Source organism: Bradyrhizobium sp. AUGA SZCCT0158 (assembly GCF_018130065.1).
Classification (GTDB): domain Bacteria; phylum Pseudomonadota; class Alphaproteobacteria; order Rhizobiales; family Xanthobacteraceae; genus Bradyrhizobium.
The window spans coordinates 1-15,874 of sequence record NZ_JAFCME010000026.1; the positions used below are offsets into that span (position 1 = coordinate 1).

Annotated in this window: 13 protein-coding genes and 1 pseudogene; 11 read left to right on the top strand and 3 right to left on the bottom strand. The window is 61.8% G+C overall.

The genetic code is table 11. From position 1 onward, the window contains the following. The first annotated feature begins 259 nt into the window (after positions 1-259). From hsdR to JQ574_RS28195, 4 genes and pseudogenes are all read left to right on the top strand, one after another. A pseudogene (gene hsdR, locus JQ574_RS28185) lies at positions 260-1,898 on the top strand (EcoAI/FtnUII family type I restriction enzme subunit R). 1 nt (position 1,899) lies between these two features. Beyond that, positions 1,900-2,022 (top strand): hypothetical protein, encoded by a 123-nt coding sequence (locus JQ574_RS35580; protein ID WP_283813784.1) that lies wholly within the window; start codon positions 1,900-1,902, stop codon positions 2,020-2,022. 58 nt (positions 2,023-2,080) lie between these two features. Then, positions 2,081-3,355 carry an N-6 DNA methylase gene (locus JQ574_RS28190; RefSeq protein WP_249119652.1) on the top strand — a complete coding sequence of 425 codons (1,275 nt, stop codon included), beginning with the start codon at positions 2,081-2,083 and terminating at the stop codon, positions 3,353-3,355. Next, on the top strand, positions 3,352-5,073 hold the full coding sequence (locus JQ574_RS28195; protein ID WP_212209959.1) for a restriction endonuclease subunit S: 1,722 nt from the start codon (positions 3,352-3,354) through the stop codon (positions 5,071-5,073). Before JQ574_RS28190 ends, JQ574_RS28195 begins: the two co-directional genes overlap by 4 nt. A 97-nt stretch (positions 5,074-5,170) precedes the next feature. Here JQ574_RS28195 and JQ574_RS28200 read toward each other — a convergent pair whose 3' ends face one another. The 3 genes from JQ574_RS28200 to JQ574_RS28210 all read right to left on the bottom strand — a co-directional run bounded on the left by JQ574_RS28200 (position 5,171) and on the right by JQ574_RS28210 (position 8,241). Continuing rightward, the gene (locus JQ574_RS28200) at positions 5,171-6,172 is read right to left on the bottom strand and encodes an adenosine kinase (protein ID WP_212209961.1); all 1,002 of its coding nucleotides are present in this window, start codon (positions 6,170-6,172) and stop codon (positions 5,171-5,173) included. Between the two features lie 168 nt (positions 6,173-6,340). Continuing rightward, the gene (locus JQ574_RS28205; protein ID WP_212210036.1) at positions 6,341-7,411 is read right to left on the bottom strand and encodes a HAMP domain-containing sensor histidine kinase; all 1,071 of its coding nucleotides are present in this window, start codon (positions 7,409-7,411) and stop codon (positions 6,341-6,343) included. Between the two features lie 41 nt (positions 7,412-7,452). Then, positions 7,453-8,241 (bottom strand): alpha/beta fold hydrolase, encoded by a 789-nt coding sequence (locus JQ574_RS28210; protein WP_212209962.1) that lies wholly within the window; start codon positions 8,239-8,241, stop codon positions 7,453-7,455. 350 nt (positions 8,242-8,591) lie between these two features. Between JQ574_RS28210 and JQ574_RS28215 the strand changes: the two genes are divergently transcribed. The 7 genes from JQ574_RS28215 to rimI all read left to right on the top strand — a co-directional run bounded on the left by JQ574_RS28215 (position 8,592) and on the right by rimI (position 15,829). Next, positions 8,592-10,427 carry a cation:proton antiporter gene (locus tag JQ574_RS28215; protein ID WP_212209969.1) on the top strand — a complete coding sequence of 612 codons (1,836 nt, stop codon included), beginning with the start codon at positions 8,592-8,594 and terminating at the stop codon, positions 10,425-10,427. 47 nt (positions 10,428-10,474) lie between these two features. Further along, the gene (gene murJ, locus JQ574_RS28220; RefSeq protein ID WP_212209971.1) at positions 10,475-12,034 is read left to right on the top strand and encodes a murein biosynthesis integral membrane protein MurJ; all 1,560 of its coding nucleotides are present in this window, start codon (positions 10,475-10,477) and stop codon (positions 12,032-12,034) included. 53 nt (positions 12,035-12,087) lie between these two features. Then, positions 12,088-13,140, top strand: a complete 1,053-nt coding sequence (gene trpS / locus JQ574_RS28225; RefSeq protein WP_212293623.1) for a tryptophan--tRNA ligase — start codon at positions 12,088-12,090, stop codon at positions 13,138-13,140. 93 nt (positions 13,141-13,233) lie between these two features. Next, positions 13,234-13,728, top strand: a complete 495-nt coding sequence (locus tag JQ574_RS28230; protein WP_192736286.1) for a universal stress protein — start codon at positions 13,234-13,236, stop codon at positions 13,726-13,728. 200 nt (positions 13,729-13,928) lie between these two features. Beyond that, positions 13,929-14,498, top strand: a complete 570-nt coding sequence (locus JQ574_RS28235) for a NifU family protein (protein ID WP_212209975.1) — start codon at positions 13,929-13,931, stop codon at positions 14,496-14,498. 144 nt (positions 14,499-14,642) lie between these two features. Then, positions 14,643-15,338 carry a tRNA (adenosine(37)-N6)-threonylcarbamoyltransferase complex dimerization subunit type 1 TsaB gene (gene tsaB / locus JQ574_RS28240; RefSeq protein WP_212209977.1) on the top strand — a complete coding sequence of 232 codons (696 nt, stop codon included), beginning with the start codon at positions 14,643-14,645 and terminating at the stop codon, positions 15,336-15,338. Further along, a complete protein-coding gene (rimI, locus tag JQ574_RS28245; RefSeq protein ID WP_212209978.1) occupies positions 15,338-15,829 on the top strand; it encodes a ribosomal protein S18-alanine N-acetyltransferase in 492 nt (163 codons plus the stop codon). The genes tsaB and rimI overlap by 1 nt, the downstream gene beginning before the upstream one ends. Positions 15,830-15,874: the final 45 nt, after the last annotated feature.

The following is a 15,874-nucleotide window of genomic DNA, read 5'->3' on the forward strand; positions in this document are numbered from 1 at the left end:
GGCGCGCCCCGCGCCAGCCTTGAGGCCGGCCGATCGCCGGTTTACTTCAGCACAGTTGCTCTGAGTGGGACGGGATGCGGAGGATGTAATCGGTGATTTGGGGGTGGCGTCAAGGATTATTTCTGGAAATCGTAATTAGTCGGCGCCCCTAATCTAGGCAACTACCAACTGATGAGGCGCGGCGCTTCGCTCGCGTTGCATAGTGGGCTTGGGTCGCTATAGTGAAAACTACAAGAAGCCGTTGGGCGACAAGGGGAAAATGAACAAGCGGGGCCTCACCGAACGCGATATCTGTACAAAATTCATCCTGCCTGCCGTCAAGCGCGCGGGCTGGGACGAAATGTTGCAGGTTCGGGAGGAGGTTTACTTCACCAAAGGCCAGATCATCGTCCGCGGCAAGCTGGTGACGCGCGGAAAAGCGAAGAAGGCTGACGTCGTCCTCTATTACAAGCCGAACATCCCGATCGCATTGATCGAGGCCAAAGATAACAAGCACAGCGTCGGCGACGGCATGCAGCAGGGCCTCGACTATGCGGCGACGCTAAATGTTCCGTTCGTCTTCTCGTCGAACGGTGACGGCTTCCTGTTCCATGACCGTACAAGCGCAAGTGGTATCAAGGAATCGAACCTCGGCCTTGATGACTTTCCATCGCCCGCCGATCTCTGGGCGCGCTATTGCGCATGGAGGGGCATCAACACCGAGGCCGAACAGATCGTTCTTCAGGATTACTACGACGACGGCAGCGGAGAGGCAAAACGCTACTATCAGGTCAACGCAATCAACGCGACAATCGAAGCTATCGCCAAAGGCCAGGATCGCGTCTTGATCGTGATGGCGACCGGGAGCGGCAAAACGCGGACGGCGTTTCAGATAATCTGGCGGCTGTGGAAGGCCGGCCGCAAGAAACGCATCCTTTTTCTCGCCGATCGCAATGTGCTCATCGACCAGACGATGATGAACGACTTTCGTCCATTCGGCCCGGTAATGGCGAAGCTCTCGACCAACGCCAAGACAATCGAACGGCAGGACGGGACCGAAGTCGATTTGACCCTGGCACTCGACAGGAAGCGCCGGATCGATACCGCATTCGAGGTCTATCTTGGACTTTACCAAGCCATTACCGGACCTGAGGAGCACCAGAAGCTCTATAAGGAGTTCTCGAAGGAGTTCTTCGATCTGATTGTTATCGATGAGTGTCACCGCGGTAGCGCGGCTGCGGACTCGGCATGGCGGGAAATCCTTACCCATTTTTCCAGCGCCACGCAGCTCGGCCTTACCGCCACACCGAAAGAAACTGAGTACATTTCGAACACCGACTATTTCGGCGAGCCGGTATTCACCTATTCGCTCAAGGACGGGATCAGCGACGGGTTCCTAGCGCCGTACAAAGTCATCAAGGTTCATATTGATCGCGACGTGGAAGGCTACCGCCCGCAACTGGGCCAACTCGATCGTTCCGGCGCGGAGGTCGAGGATCGGATCTACAATGCCAGAGATTTCGACCGAACCCTGGTGCTGGATGACCGTACCAAACTAACGGCCCGGAAGATTACGGAGTTCCTCAAGGAAAGCGGCGACCGTTTCCAGAAGACCATCGTTTTCTGTGTCGATGAAGAGCACGCCGCGCGGATGCGGCATCCGCGAACGAGCCGATAACGTCAAGAAGCGAGACGTGTTCACCAAATATGGCCCGCAAGCGCGCGCCGTGCTTGACGCCTTGCTCGAAAAATACAGTGACGAAGGCGTTCTTGGTCTCGACGACACCAACGTGCTGAGGGTAACACCCTTCACCACCATGGGCAGCGTCGTTCAGCTCATCAACGCGTTCGGTGGCAAGCAGGGCTTTGAAAAGGCCGTCCGTGAACTGCAGGGCGCTCTCTATCAGGAAGTAGTTTAGGATGATCGTTCGTACCACCGTCAAATCCATCCAGGACATCATGCGCCAGGACGTCGGCGTCGATGGAGATGCGCAGCGCATCAGCCAGTTGACCTGGATGTTCTTCCTGAAGATCATCAGATGATCAGGATCAGGAACTGGAACTGACGAGAGACGGCTACCGTTCGCCGCTACCGAAGAAATTGCAATGGCGCAATTGGGCGGCGGACCCCGAGGGCATCACCGGCCAAGCACTACTTGATTTCATCAACGATGAACTTTTCCCCGCGCTCAAGGGGTTGCCGCTTTCAACAAAGCCAGGCGACCGACGTCGCGTCGTGCGCGATGTGTTCGAAGACGCCTACAACTACATGAAATCCGGCCAGTTGCTTCGGCAGGTGGTCAACAAAATCAATCAGGTCGATTTCAACAATCTCGACGAACGCCGCCACTTCGGCGAATTCTACGAACAATTGCTGAACGACCTGCAATCGGCCGGCAATGCGGGTGAATATTACACGCCGCGCGCCGTCACCGCCTTCATGGTCGACCGCATCGACCCGCGTCCCGGCGAAACCCTGTTTGATCCCGCCTGCGGCACCGGCGGCTTTCTCACCTGCGCCATCCGCCACATGGAGACGAACTACGTCAAGACGCCCAAGCAACACGAAAAAATGCAGGGCGCGTTGCGAGCGGTGGAGAAGAAGCAACTTCCGCACATGCTCTGCGTCACCAACATGCTACTGCACGGCGTCGAAGATCCGAGCTTCGTACGCCACGACAACACGCTGGCCCGACCGCTGATTTCTTGGAGCAAGGATGAGCGCGTCGATATTGTGCTCACAAATCCGCCATTCGGAGGTCGCGAGGAAGACGGCATCGAGAACAATTTCCCGACCTTCCGAACCAAGGAGACGGCCGATCTGTTCCTTGCTCTGATAGTTCGCCTGCTCAAGGCAGACGGCCGCGCCGCCGTAGTGCTGCCCGATGGCACGCTGTTCGGCGAGGGCGTCAAGACGCGGCTCAAGGAACACCTGATGGAGGAGTGCAACCTTCACACCATTGTTCGGCTGCCCAATTCGGTGTTCAAGCCTTATGCGTCTATCGGCACCAATCTCTTGTTCTTCGAGAAGGGCGCACCGACAAAAGACATCTGGTTCTACGAACACCGCGTGCCAGAAGGCCAGAAAGCCTATTCGATGACCAAGCCGATCCGGCTGGAGTATTTCCAGGACTGCATCGATTGGTGGGGTGGTAACGAGCGGAAGGGGCGCAAACAGACGCCTCAAGCATGGAGGGTGAACGCAGAGGATATTAGGGCGCGCGGCTACAACCTCGACGTCAAGAATCCGCATAGCGTGGCTGATGACCACGGCGACCCGGAAACGCTGCTGGCCGATCTGGCGAAAGCCGAGGCCGAGGCCGCGGGCTTGCGCAATCAGTTGAAAGCAATCTTGGCCGAGGCACTCGCCCGATGAATGCTAAACGCCTGTTGGCGCATTATGAGCAGATCGCCGATGCGCCGGATGCCATTGCCCACCTGCGCCGCTTCATTCTCAATTTAGCCGTGCGCGGCAAGCTCGTGCAGCAAGACTCGACCGAGGAGCCGGCGTCGGAATTGCTGAAGCGGATTGCGAACGAAAAAGCGCGGCTTGATCGAAAGGAGCGCACGAAGCGCGAATCGAGAAACCTCATTGACGATGCAGAGCCCGTTGTACTCCCGAAGGGATGGGCATTAGCACCGCTGGCAGACCTCGTCACAGTCCTGAATGGCCGTGCTTACAAACAGCATGAACTACTGAGTGCCGGCATGCCCGTTCTTCGCGTGGGCAATCTGTTTACGTCGGATCGTTGGTATTACTCAACTCTGCAGCTAGAGGAAGACAAGTATTGTGACAAGGGCGATCTGATTTTTGCTTGGTCGGCCTCGTTCGGCCCATTCATTTGGAGTGGTGAGAAGGTCATCTACCACTATCATATTTGGAAGCTTCCGCTTCATAGCGAAGCCGACCTCAACAAGCTCTATCTATACAACTTTCTTCTTCAAAAGACGCGCGAGATCAAAGAGGCTGGTCACGGCATTTCGATGATCCACATGACAAAGGAGAAGATGGAACTAATTCAAGTTCCGCTCCCACCTCTAGCCGAGCAACACCGCATCGTCGCCAAGATCGATGAGTTGATGGCGTTGTGCGATCAGCTGGAGGCGGCGCGGGCAACCCGCGAGGCGGTGCGCGACAGACTAGCGGCGGCGAGCCTCGTCCGCCTCAACGCGCCGGAGTGCGAAACTTTTCAAGTAGACGGCCGCTTCGCCCTCGACGTGCTCCCCGCCCTAACCGCGCGTCCCGACCAGATAAAGCTACTCCGCCAAACCATCCTCAACCTCGCCGTTCGCGGCAAACTCGTGACGCGGAATGCGGAGGACGAACCCGCGGCGGAATTGGTGAAGCGAATCGCGAAGGAGAAGTTACGGCTGCTTAACGCGGGTGAGATCAAGAAAGAGAAGGCAGTTGATCTGATTACGAGTGAGAATCAGCCATTTGATCTTCCGCAAGAATGGTCGTGGGTGCGCCTTGATTCTCTCTCGCGGCTGATCACTAAGGGGTCATCTCCGAAGTGGCAGGGCGTCGACTACGTGAACGCTGATGAAGGAATTCTCTTCATCACCAGTGAAAATGTCGGGAACCAGCAGCTTAGGAAATTGGATGATCTGAAGTATGTCGAAAGCCGCTTTCGCGATATCGAACCAAGATCAATGTTGAAGCGTGGCGACATTCTGATGAATTTAGTCGGCGCTTCCATTGGGCGTACCGCGGTTTATGATTTGGATTTGGAGGCAAACATCAACCAAGCAGTAGCACTAGTCCGCTTGGTCGAAATTTCAGAAGGACCATTGGTTCGGTATCTCCTACAATACTTCAACTCGCCAGCGGCGATTGACTTTATGCTCGGTTCGCGGGTCATCACCGCACAACCAAATATGAGTCTGGCCGATGCGAGAAAGTTTCCAATTCCCCTCCCACCCCTCGCGGAACAACACCGTATCGTCGCCAAGGTCGATACGCTGATGGCTCTGTGCGACCAGCTGGAGGCGAGCCTCGCCGCCACCGCCGCCACTCGCCGCCGCCTGCTCGAGGCGCTGCTGGCCGAAGCCCTAGCGCCGACGGAGGCTCGCAAATACGAAGCTGCAGAATGAACTACCCGCTCAAGTTTGCCGATTAGACGTCCAAGACGCGGATGCCCGGGTCAAGCCCGGGCATGACGGGCTGAGAGGTCACGGCCTCCTAGAAAGCCTAAACCGGCAACCCGTTCTTCTGCGCCAATTCCTTCAGCGAAACCTGCGGCCTTGCGCCGATGTGCTGGATCACCTCAGCCGCCGCGAGGGCGCCGAGGCGGCCGGAATTTTCGTGGCCGGCATTGCGGACGAGGCCGAACAGGAAACCGGCGGCGAACAGATCGCCGGCGCCTGTCGTGTCGACGAGTTTCGTGATCGGGAAGGCCGGCACCGCGACGACGCCGTCCCTGGACGCCACGACGCAGCCCTTCTCGCTGCGGGTGACGATGCCGAGTTTGGTGTCGGCGCGCAGTTGTTTTAGCGCGGCATCGAAATCCGAAGTTTCGTACAGGGATTGCAGTTCGGCCTCGTTGGCGAACACCAGGTCGACGGTGCCCTTGCGCATCAGGTCGAGAAATTCGTCGCGGTAACGGCCGACGCAGAACGAATCCGACAGGGTCAGCGCGACCTGACGGCCGGCGCCATGGGCGATGGTCGCCGCCTTGACGAAGGCTTCCTTGGCGTTTTTGGGATCCCAGAGATAGCCTTCGAGATAGATGATGCTGGAGGCCGCAATCTGCGCCGCGTCGATATCGTCGGGCATCAATTCCTGCGCCGCACCGAGATAGGTGTTCATGGTGCGCTCGCCGTCCGGCGTCACCAGGATGTAGGAACAGCCGGTTGCGGGGCCGCCGCTTGCCGCTTTGGTTTCGAATGCGACGCCGGCGGCGCGGATGTCATGGGTGTAGAGGCCGCCGATCTGATCGTCGCGCACCTTGCCGACATAGGCGGCGCGCGCGCCGAGATTGGCGATGCCGACGATGGTGTTGGCGGCCGATCCCCCGGACATTTCGGTGGCCGGGCCCATATCGGCGTAGATCGCCGTGGCACGCGCCTCGTCGATCAGCGCCATGCCGCCCTTGGTCATGCCATGGCGGCCGAGAAAGGCCTCGTCGGTCTGCACCAGCACGTCGAAAATCGCATTGCCGATCCCGAGAACGTCATATTTTGCGTCGGCCATCTCACCGTCCTGTTGCAGCCATCATGAAGGGCGGGGCCTATCACGGCTGGCGCAAGGCGTGAACCCATAAATGGCGTGAATCGATAGATTCAGGTGGGCCGGCCGATATCCGCTTTGCACGATAAGAGGGCCGTATCCGCCGGGAAGTCAGGCCGCCAACGAAGGGCGCTATCGCAGCGGCATGACAAAGGTGAAGCGGGTTTCCTCCGCCGTCGATGTCACGTTAAGCGAACCCTCGTGCGCCTTTGCGATCTGCGACGCGATGTGCAGGCCGAGGCCAAGGCCCTGCCGGCTGGCGCGAACCTCGCCGCGGAAGAACGGCTCAAACAGCTTCTCCATTGCGGCCTCGGGTATCGGCTCGCCGCCGTTGGCGACCGACAATTTGAACAGCCCGTCCTCCGTCACCGCGCGGACGCGCACCGGCTCGTTGGTCGCGCCGTGGCTGAGCGCGTTGCCGACCAGATTGGAAACCAGCTGTCCAATCCGGATTCGATCGCAATTGACGGGAGCGTCGATGGCATAGACGGCTTCGATCTGGCGCCCCGGCGACGACAGCCGCAATTCGTCGATCACCTGATGCAGCATCTGTTCCACGGGTGCGTTGGCATTGCGGGCCAGGACAATGCCGCCGCCGAGCCGCCCTCGCGCAAAATCGAGCACGTTGTCGATCAGCCCGGCCATCCGCATCACGGTGGTCTCCAGCATCGCCAGGATCTGGTGCTGCTTTTCCGTGGTCGCGTCCCGTCCCAGAATGCGCGCGCCGGCGCTGATCGATGCCAGCGGGTTGCGCAGGTCATGCCCCAGCACCGCGATGAACTGCTCGCGCAATTCGGAATTCTCACGCTCGCGCGCAAGGCCCGTGGCGGCCATGTCGCGCGCTTCCAGAAGCCCCCGCTCATATAGTCTTCGATCGACGGCCTTGATCAGGGCAATGCGCGTGAACAGGGTCTTTCCGCCGGCATCCCGGCCATCGGTGGCGCTCGCAATCATCTGCAGATGCTCGCCGCTTGCTGTCACCATGTCGATGGCGAAGCCGTCGAAGAAGCCCTGCATCCTGAGCAGCGGCGCGATGTGGGTTTCGTAGTAGATGCGGCCCGCCATGTTGAGGAAGCCAGAGAGCGGCTTGCCGATCATTTGATCTGATGTGTGGCCCGTCCAGCCAAGCAGCGTCCGGTTCACACGCGCGATACGGCCGTTGGTCAGCAGCGTGACATAGCCGCAGGGGGCATTGTCGAACATGTCCTCGAAATCATCGATGCGGGGACTGTCCACCGCGCCACTCAGACGAACGTCTTCATGGCGGCGATCACTTCGTCGGGAGCGCTCAAATTGGGGCAATGCCCGGTAGCCTCCAGTATGATGAATTCGCTGCCCGGAATGCCGCGGTGAACAAACTCTCCAACCTCCTTCGCGGCGATGATGTCCTCGCTGCATTGTAATATCAGCGTTGGAATATCGACCTTGGCCAGGTCGGCACGATTGTCCGATTTGAAGGTGACGCGGGCGAACGCCTTGGCGATTTCGGGATCGGTTCGGCAGAAGCTGTTGGTCAGCTCTTCGCCGAGTTCAGGGCGATCCGGATTGCCCATGATCGCCGGCGCCATCTGGGCCGACCATCCCATGTGGTTGGAATCAAGAAACTGCAGTAGTTCCTCGATCTGCTGTTCGCTGAATCCGCCGACGTAACCGTCGTCGTCCATGTACCGGGCGGAAGGTCCGACCATGACAAGCTTGCCAAACATGCCGGGCGCCTTCTGCACCGCCAGCGCGCCGATCATGCTGCTCACCGAGTGCCCGACGAAAACGGCATCCTTCATCCCGAGTTCGCGGCCGATCTCGACGACGTCGTCGGCATAGCCCGCAAGCGTCGCATATTTCGATTTGTCGTAGGCCTTGAGGTCGGAGCCGCCGGCGCCGACGTGATCGAACAGCACGGTCTTGAAATCTTCCGCGAAGGCCGGCTCCACAAACCGCCACATGTTCTGGTCGCAGCCAAAACCGTGGGCGAAGACCATCGCCTTCTCACCCGTCCCGCGGACGCGGACGTTATTTCGTGCAACGACGCTCATATCCTGCACCCGTCTGCCATTCGCCGCGAGGCTATCACCATTGCTTCCGCGCGCGCCACTCACCCCGGCGGACAGCAATCGAATGAGTTCGCGCTGGATTGCATGGAACCCGAGACCCCTGACGTAAATGCTGTTGGACGCCCGGTGCCCGATCGTCACAAGGTCAGCCAGCGGTCGTAACCCCATACAACTTCAGATCGGCAGGCCGATGTCCGCTTTGAAGCGCCGGGCTGACTCAATGCCGGACCAGCGCCATTGCCGCCGGTTGTCTCACCCAGCCCTGACTTGCACATGCACACCCCATTTGATCCAGTACGGCGAGCGCATCGGACCAGCGCAGGGAGCAATGAGTGGCCGCGCAGTTCAACATCGATGCCTATAGCGACGCGCTCGTCCTGCTGGGGACGGCCGGCATTGTCGTTCCCATGGTGCGCCGCTTTGGGTTTAGCCCCGTGCTCGGCTTTCTGGCCGCGGGCGCGCTGCTCGGCCCGCTCGGACTGGGCTCGCTGATCCACGCGTTCCCGTTCTTGTACTGGCTTACCGTCGTGGATGCCAAGAACGTGGCCGGGATCGCCGAACTCGGCGTCGTCTTCCTGCTGTTTCTCATTGGCCTCGAGCTGTCCTACGAACGTTTGAAGGCGCTGCGCCGCCTGGTGTTCGGCCTCGGCAGCCTGCAGTTCATCCTGACGACGGCCGTGATCGCCGGCATCGCGGCCCTGTTCGGCAACCCCTCCGCCGTATCGATCATCCTCGGCGCCTGCCTTGCGTTATCCTCGACCGCGATCGTCATCGAGGTGCTTTCCAACCAGGGCCGGCTTGGCACCACGGCAGGCCGAACCAGCTTCGCCATTCTGCTGGCGCAGGATCTGGCGGTCATTCCGGTCCTGGTCTTCATCTCCATCCTGGGCAAAGGCTCGGGCAGTTCGGTCGTGACCAGCCTCGCGCTCGCGCTGGTCAATGCCACCGTCGCCGTTGTCGCGATGGTCATCCTCGGACGTCTGTTGCTGCGGCCGCTGTTTCGGCTGGTCGCCGCCACCGGCGCCAGCGAATTGTTCGTCGCCGCCACCCTGTTCGTCATTATCGGCACCGGCGTCGCCGCCGCCATGGCGGGCCTTTCCATGGCGCTGGGCGCCTTCATCGCCGGGTTGCTGCTCGCCGAGACGGAATTCCGCAAGGCCATCGAAACAACCATCGGCCCTTTCAAGGGACTGCTGCTCGGCTTCTTTTTCTTTACCGTCGGCATGAACATCGACGTGCGCGAAATCGCACGCGAACCATTCTGGCTTGTTGCCTCCGTCATCGGCCTGATCGCCATCAAGGCCGTCCTGCTCACCGGCCTCGCCCGGACCTTTCGACTGCCCTGGCATGCGGCGATCGAAACCGGTCTGCTGCTGGGCCCCGGCGGCGAGTTCGCGTTCGTCGGCATCGGCCTTGCCACCTCGCTCGGCCTGATCAGCGCCAATGTGTCGAGCTTCACGCTCGCGGTGACATCGATCACGATGGCGCTGATTCCGGTGCTGGCCCTGGTCGCACGGCGGCTGGCGCCGAAGTTTCGCGAGCCCAAGGCGCTGGATCCCGAGCTCAGCGTTGCCCCGAGTGGAGGCGCCGGACACGCCATCGTCATCGGGCACGGCCGGGTCGGTGAGGTCGTCTGCTCCCTGCTCGGCCGGCACAGCTGTACCTATCTCGCCGTCGACAACGACGCCGATGCGGTCCCGGCCCAGCGCAGGAGTGGGCGCGAGGTCTATTACGGCGACGCGACAGACCCGGAATTTCTCAAGAGCTGCGGCGTGATGAAGGCAAAGGCCGTCATCGTAACGGTGGCCGCCAAGGACGCGATCGACGAAATCGTTCGTCAGGTACGCGCGCTGAGGGCGGATATCGTCATCGTCTCGCGCGCCCGCGATGCCGACCATGCACGCCACCTTTACGCGATCGGCGTTACCGACGCCGTGCCCGAAACCATCGAAGCCAGCCTGCAGCTGTCGGAAGCGGCGCTGATCGGACTGGAGCAGGCGATCGGACCGGTGATCGCCTCCATCCACGAGAAGCGCGATGAATTCCGGCGCGAGCTGCAGCAGGCGGCGGCAAAGAGCCCTGCCGAAACCACCCGTGCGATCCGCCCGAAAAGCTTTCGATCGCCCAGGACAAGGCAAGACCATCGCGGGCAAGCGCAGCCTGATTGAGGGCAGGCGGTAGCGCCAGCACGCCCAACCGCTGCTATAGAGACGCGATGATCCGCTCCTTCCTCACGGTATCGACGGGAACGCTGGCCTCGCGCCTGCTCGGATTCGCGCGCGATTCGCTGGTCGCAGCGCTGCTCGGCGCCGGCGCTGTCGCGGATGCGTTCCTGGCAGCCTTTCAACTGGTCAATGTGATCAGGCGCCTGCTTTCCGAAGGCGGGCTGAACGCGGCGCTGGTGCCGGCGTGGCTGCGCGTGCGCGAGACCAGTGGCGCGGTGGCGGCGGCCGCCTATGCGGGCCGCGTGCTCGGCACCGTCACGGCGGCGCTCTTCGTCGCCACCCTGCTGCTCGGATTGCTGATGCCATTCGTGATCATGGCGCTGGCGCCGGGATTTTCCGGCCATCAGACGCTGCAGCTTGCCGTCGACAATGCCCGCCTGATGCTGCCCTACCTCGCCTTTGCCGGGCCGGTGACGGTGATGATGGCGCTCTTGAACGCGCAAGGCCGTTTTGCGCTCACCGCGTTCTCGCCGCTGCTGTTCAATATCGCGTTGATCGCGGTCATGGCCGTGCTGCTGGCGTCGCGGCCAGGTGCCGTACTTGCCGCACAGATCCTCGCCGCCACCGTCGGCGTCGCCGGCCTGCTGCAATTGTCCATTCTGGTGCTGCGGCGTGGCGGAAACATCGCAACGCCGCTGCGGGTCTCGTTCGATGCGGAAATCCGCGGCTTTCTCGGCAAGGCGATCCCCGGCATGATCGCGAGCAGCACACCGCAATTACTGATGGTCGCTGGCGCGATCGTCGCCTCGTCATCACCCTCGGCGGTGTCGTGGCTCTATTTCGCCAACCGCCTGGTCGAGCTGCCGCTCGGCATCGTTGGCGTCGCCATGGGCACGGTGCTGATTCCGGAAATGACGCGCGCCCTGCGCGGCAAGGATCAGGCCGCGGTCGCGCATGCGCAATCGCGCGGCCTCGAACTTGCGGTCGGACTGGCGCTGCCGGCGATGCTGGGGCTGATCGTGCTGAGCGAGCCTGTCGTGCGCATGCTGTTCGAACACGGCGCCTTCACCGCGGATGACACCGCCGCGACGGCGCGCGCGCTGATGTGGCTGGCGCTTGGGCTACCCGCCAATGTGCTGGTCAAGGCGCTGTCGCCGGCGTTCTTTGCGCGCGAGGACACGCTGACGCCGCTGCTCGCGACGCTTTGGGGCGTGGTGTTTGCCATCCTCCTTTCCGTCCTGCTCGGCCACTGGTTCGGCGCCAGCGGCATCGCCGCCAGTCTCGCGATCGGGGCATGGAGCACCGCCTTCAGCCTGATCCGCAGGGGCGGCGAAACCTTTGGATTTTCGATCGACGCCGCCGCGCGGCGGCGGCTGCCCGGCATCCTTGCCGCCGCGCTGGCGATGGGCGCCGCCTTGTGGCTGGCGACGCGGTTCATGCCGGCCTTAGCGCCGGATGCCCACGGCCTGGTGCAGGCGATCATCCTGCTCCTCGTGATTGTCGGGGGTATTGCGACTTACGGCCTGTTTTTGCGGCTTTTCGGCATCACCGGATGGCGCGAGACGGTTAACGCGATCCGGCAAACCAAGCCCGCCGACTTGCGCGACTAAGCCTTAAATGGCAAACGAGCGCGCCAAACCGACAATTCGCAGGAAGCATTACCATGGCCATGGTTGAACGGGTTTTTTCAGGCGTCCAGCCGACGGGCAATCTGCATCTCGGCAATTACCTCGGCGCGTTCGTCAACTTCGTGAAGCTGCAGGAAACGCATAACTGCATCTATTGCGTCGTCGACATGCACGCGATCACGCAAGGGGTCGACGTCTGGGGCGGCCCGGCCGAACTGACGCGCTGCACCCGCGAGGTGACCGCGGCCTTTATTGCGTCCGGCATCGATCCGAAAAAGCATATCGTATTCAACCAGAGCCAGGTCACCGGTCATGCCGAACTGGCGTGGATCTTCAATTGCGTGGCGCGGATGGGCTGGCTCAACCGCATGACGCAGTTCAAGGACAAGGCCGGCAAGGATCGCGAGGCGGCCTCGGTCGGGCTTTACGATTATCCGGTGCTGATGGCCGCCGACATTCTGGTCTATCGCGCCACCCACGTGCCGGTCGGCGAGGACCAGAAGCAGCACCTCGAACTCTCCCGCGACATCGCGCAGAAGTTCAACAACGACTTCGGCGACTCGATCCGCGGCCATGGCTTTGGCGACGGATTGTTCTTTCCGCTGCCCGAGCCCGTGATCACCGGGCCCGCGACGCGGGTGATGAGCCTGCGCGACGGCACCAAGAAAATGTCGAAGTCGGACTCATCGGACAATTCGCGGATCAACCTGACCGACGACGCCGAGACCATCGCGGCGAAGATCCGCAAGGCCAAGACCGATCCGGAACCGTTGCCATCGGAGGAAAAGGGGCTGGAAGGCCGGCCGGAGGCCGACAATCTCGTCGGCATCTATGCGGGGCTGTCCGGCCTCAGCAAAGCCCAGGTGCTGGCCGAGTTCGGCGGCGGGCAGTTCTCCAACTTCAAGAACGCGCTGGTGGAACTTTGCGTCACCAAACTCGCGCCGATCGCCTCGGAAATGAAACGGCTGGTCGCCAACCCTGACCATGTCGATTCGATCCTGATCGACGGCGCCGAGCGCGCCGAGGCGATCGCCGCCGAAACCATGAAAGCCGCCAAGGACATCGTCGGCTTCATCCGCAAGCGGTAGTATCTGGCGTGATCACAGGATTTGCGACGGCGCTTGTCTGACACGGCTGCGCCGTGGCAGCATGCGTCGGTTTGGCGCAGCACCGGGACATGCATGACCACCCAGCGACGAAGCTACGAGACGGGTCACAAGCCAAAATGTCTTGTCATCGTTGACGACACCGCGGAGTGGGACCGCGCGGTCTACTATGCCAGCCGCTGGGCGATCCGGGTCGGCGGCGGCGTGGTGATGCTGCGCATCATCGAGATCGAGGACCAGAACCAGCAATGGCTGGGGGTCGCCGACATCATGCGCGCCGAAGCCGAGGACGCCGCCAATGAGGCGCTCGACCGCGCCTCCGGCCGGGCCAACGGCATTGCCGCGATCACGCCGGAGCGGGTGATTCGCGAGGGCAATCCGACCGAGCAGATCCTCGACGTGATCGACAAGGACGTCGATATCTCGATGCTGGTGCTGGCGGCCAATCCGGGCGCCGAAGGCCCCGGCCCGCTGATCGCCATGATCGCACAGGCCGCCGGCTCGTTCCCGATCCCGGTCACCATCGTCTCCGGCGACCTCAAGGACGCCGAAATCGACGCGCTTTCCTGAGCGAAATGAGGGAATTGCGCCAAGAAGGGCTGGTCTGCGCCCCTTGACCGTGCGTCGGCCGTTGCCATCTGCTAGAGCGAGGCTCTAGCTTTTTGTTTTTGACGCGTTTTCTTCACGCGAACCGGTACCCACTTCGCTCGAAAACGCTTTAGAGTAACCCCCACGCGCCGGCCTTGAACCGGCGACGCCGGAGAAATCAGATGTTTATCCAGACCGAAGCGACCCCTAACCCCGCCACCCTGAAATTCATTCCGGGCCGAACCGTGCTCGACACCGGCACGATGGAATTCGCCAACCGCGAAGCCGCCTCCCGCTCGCCGCTGGCCGAGCGGCTGTTCGACGTGCAGGGCGTCAAGAGCGTGTTCTACGGTGCCGATTTCGTCACCGTGACCAAGGACGACAGCGACTGGCAGCACCTCAAGCCGGCCATCCTCGGCGCCATCATGGAACATTATATGTCCGGCGAGCCGCTGCTGGCCGACGGCACCGCCGGCAATGACGAGGCGCTCGACGAGGAAGACGAGTTCTTCAACGAGGCCGATGCCGACACGGTGGCGACCATCAAGGATTTGATCGAGACGCGGGTGCGCCCCGCGGTCGCCAATGACGGCGGCGACATCACCTTCCGCGGCTTCAAGGACGGCGTCGTCTATCTCAACATGAAGGGCTCCTGCGCCGGCTGCCCGTCCTCGACGGCAACCCTGCAGCACGGCATCCAGAACCTGCTCAAGCACTTCGTGCCCGACGTGGTCGAAGTCCGGCCGATGTGAGCTGGCTGCGTAGGGTGGGCAAAGCGCAAGCGTGCCCACCACTGCTGATCGCGGTAAAGTACCGGTTGCCAGCAGCAGGATAAGAGGTGGGCACGGCGCGAAGTGCGCCTTTGCCCATCCTACGAAGCTGCTATAAACCTCTTCATGCTAATCCTCGCCATCGATACCGCGCTTGATGCCTGCGCTGCCGCCGTGCTCGATACCGACACGACGAAGATCATCGCGCAGGAATCGCAGGCGATGAAGCGCGGCCACGCCGAAGCCCTGATGCCGCTGATCGCGCGGGTGATGAAAACATCCTGCGTCGCGTTCACGTCACTCGACCGTGTCGCCGTGACCAAGGGGCCCGGCAGCTTTACCGGATTGCGTGTCGGCCTCTCGGCCGCCCGCGGCATTGCGCTGGCGGCCGGAAAGCCGGTGGTGGGATTGACGACGCTGACCGCTTACGCGGCGCCTTTCGTCGGCGAGAACAGCGAGCATCCGATCATTTCCGCGATCGATGCACGCCACGATCATGTGTATTTCCAGGTGGTCAGCGGCGACGGTGGTTCGCTGGTCAAGCCGAAAGTGGCGCCGATTTCAGAAGCACTCGAGGCCTCCCGCTTCGGAACGCCGCACCTGGTCGGCAACGCCGCGAAAATCCTCGCCGACCGCTGGCCATCAGATGCGCCGCCGCCGTTCAGGGTCGACGCGCAGCCGGCGCCCGATATCACCTGGGTGGCGTGGCTGGGCGCCGCGGTCAGCCCGGAAATGTCGCCGGCCAGTCCGTATTATCTGCGCGCGCCCGATGCCAAGCCGCCCAAGGACCCGCTGCCGCAAGCCTCGCAGCCGGCATCCTGATGGCCTTGCGATCCCTGTTTTCAAAATGGTGGCGCGGCGGCACCGCCGTGGTCGAACCGGCCAGCCAGCGCGACGCGGCACGGCTGGCGCAGCTGCACGGCGCCTCGTTTCACCGTGGCTGGGGTGAAGGCGAGTTCGAGGCGATGCTGACCGAACGCAACACGCTGGTTCATCGCCTCCGGCAAGGGCGCAAGGTGATCGGGTTTGCGGTCTCGCGCATGGCCGCGGACGAAGCCGAAATATTGTCGATCGCGATCGATGCCGGCGAGCGCGGCCGCGGCCTGTCGCGCAATTTGCTGCTGACCCATCTTGGCCATCTCGCCGGCCGCGGCGTGCGTTCCATCTTCCTGGAGGTGGAAGAAAACAATCAGCCGGCGCGGCGGCTGTATGAATGGGCCGGATTCGGCGTCGTTGGGCGCCGCGAACGCTATTATCAGCAACCCGGCGGGGAGCAATTGAACGCTCTTCTGATGCGGCGTGACTTGTCGTAAACTGCGCGGGGTGGCAAAACACCCTGCCCTGCTCTCTAAGGCAAG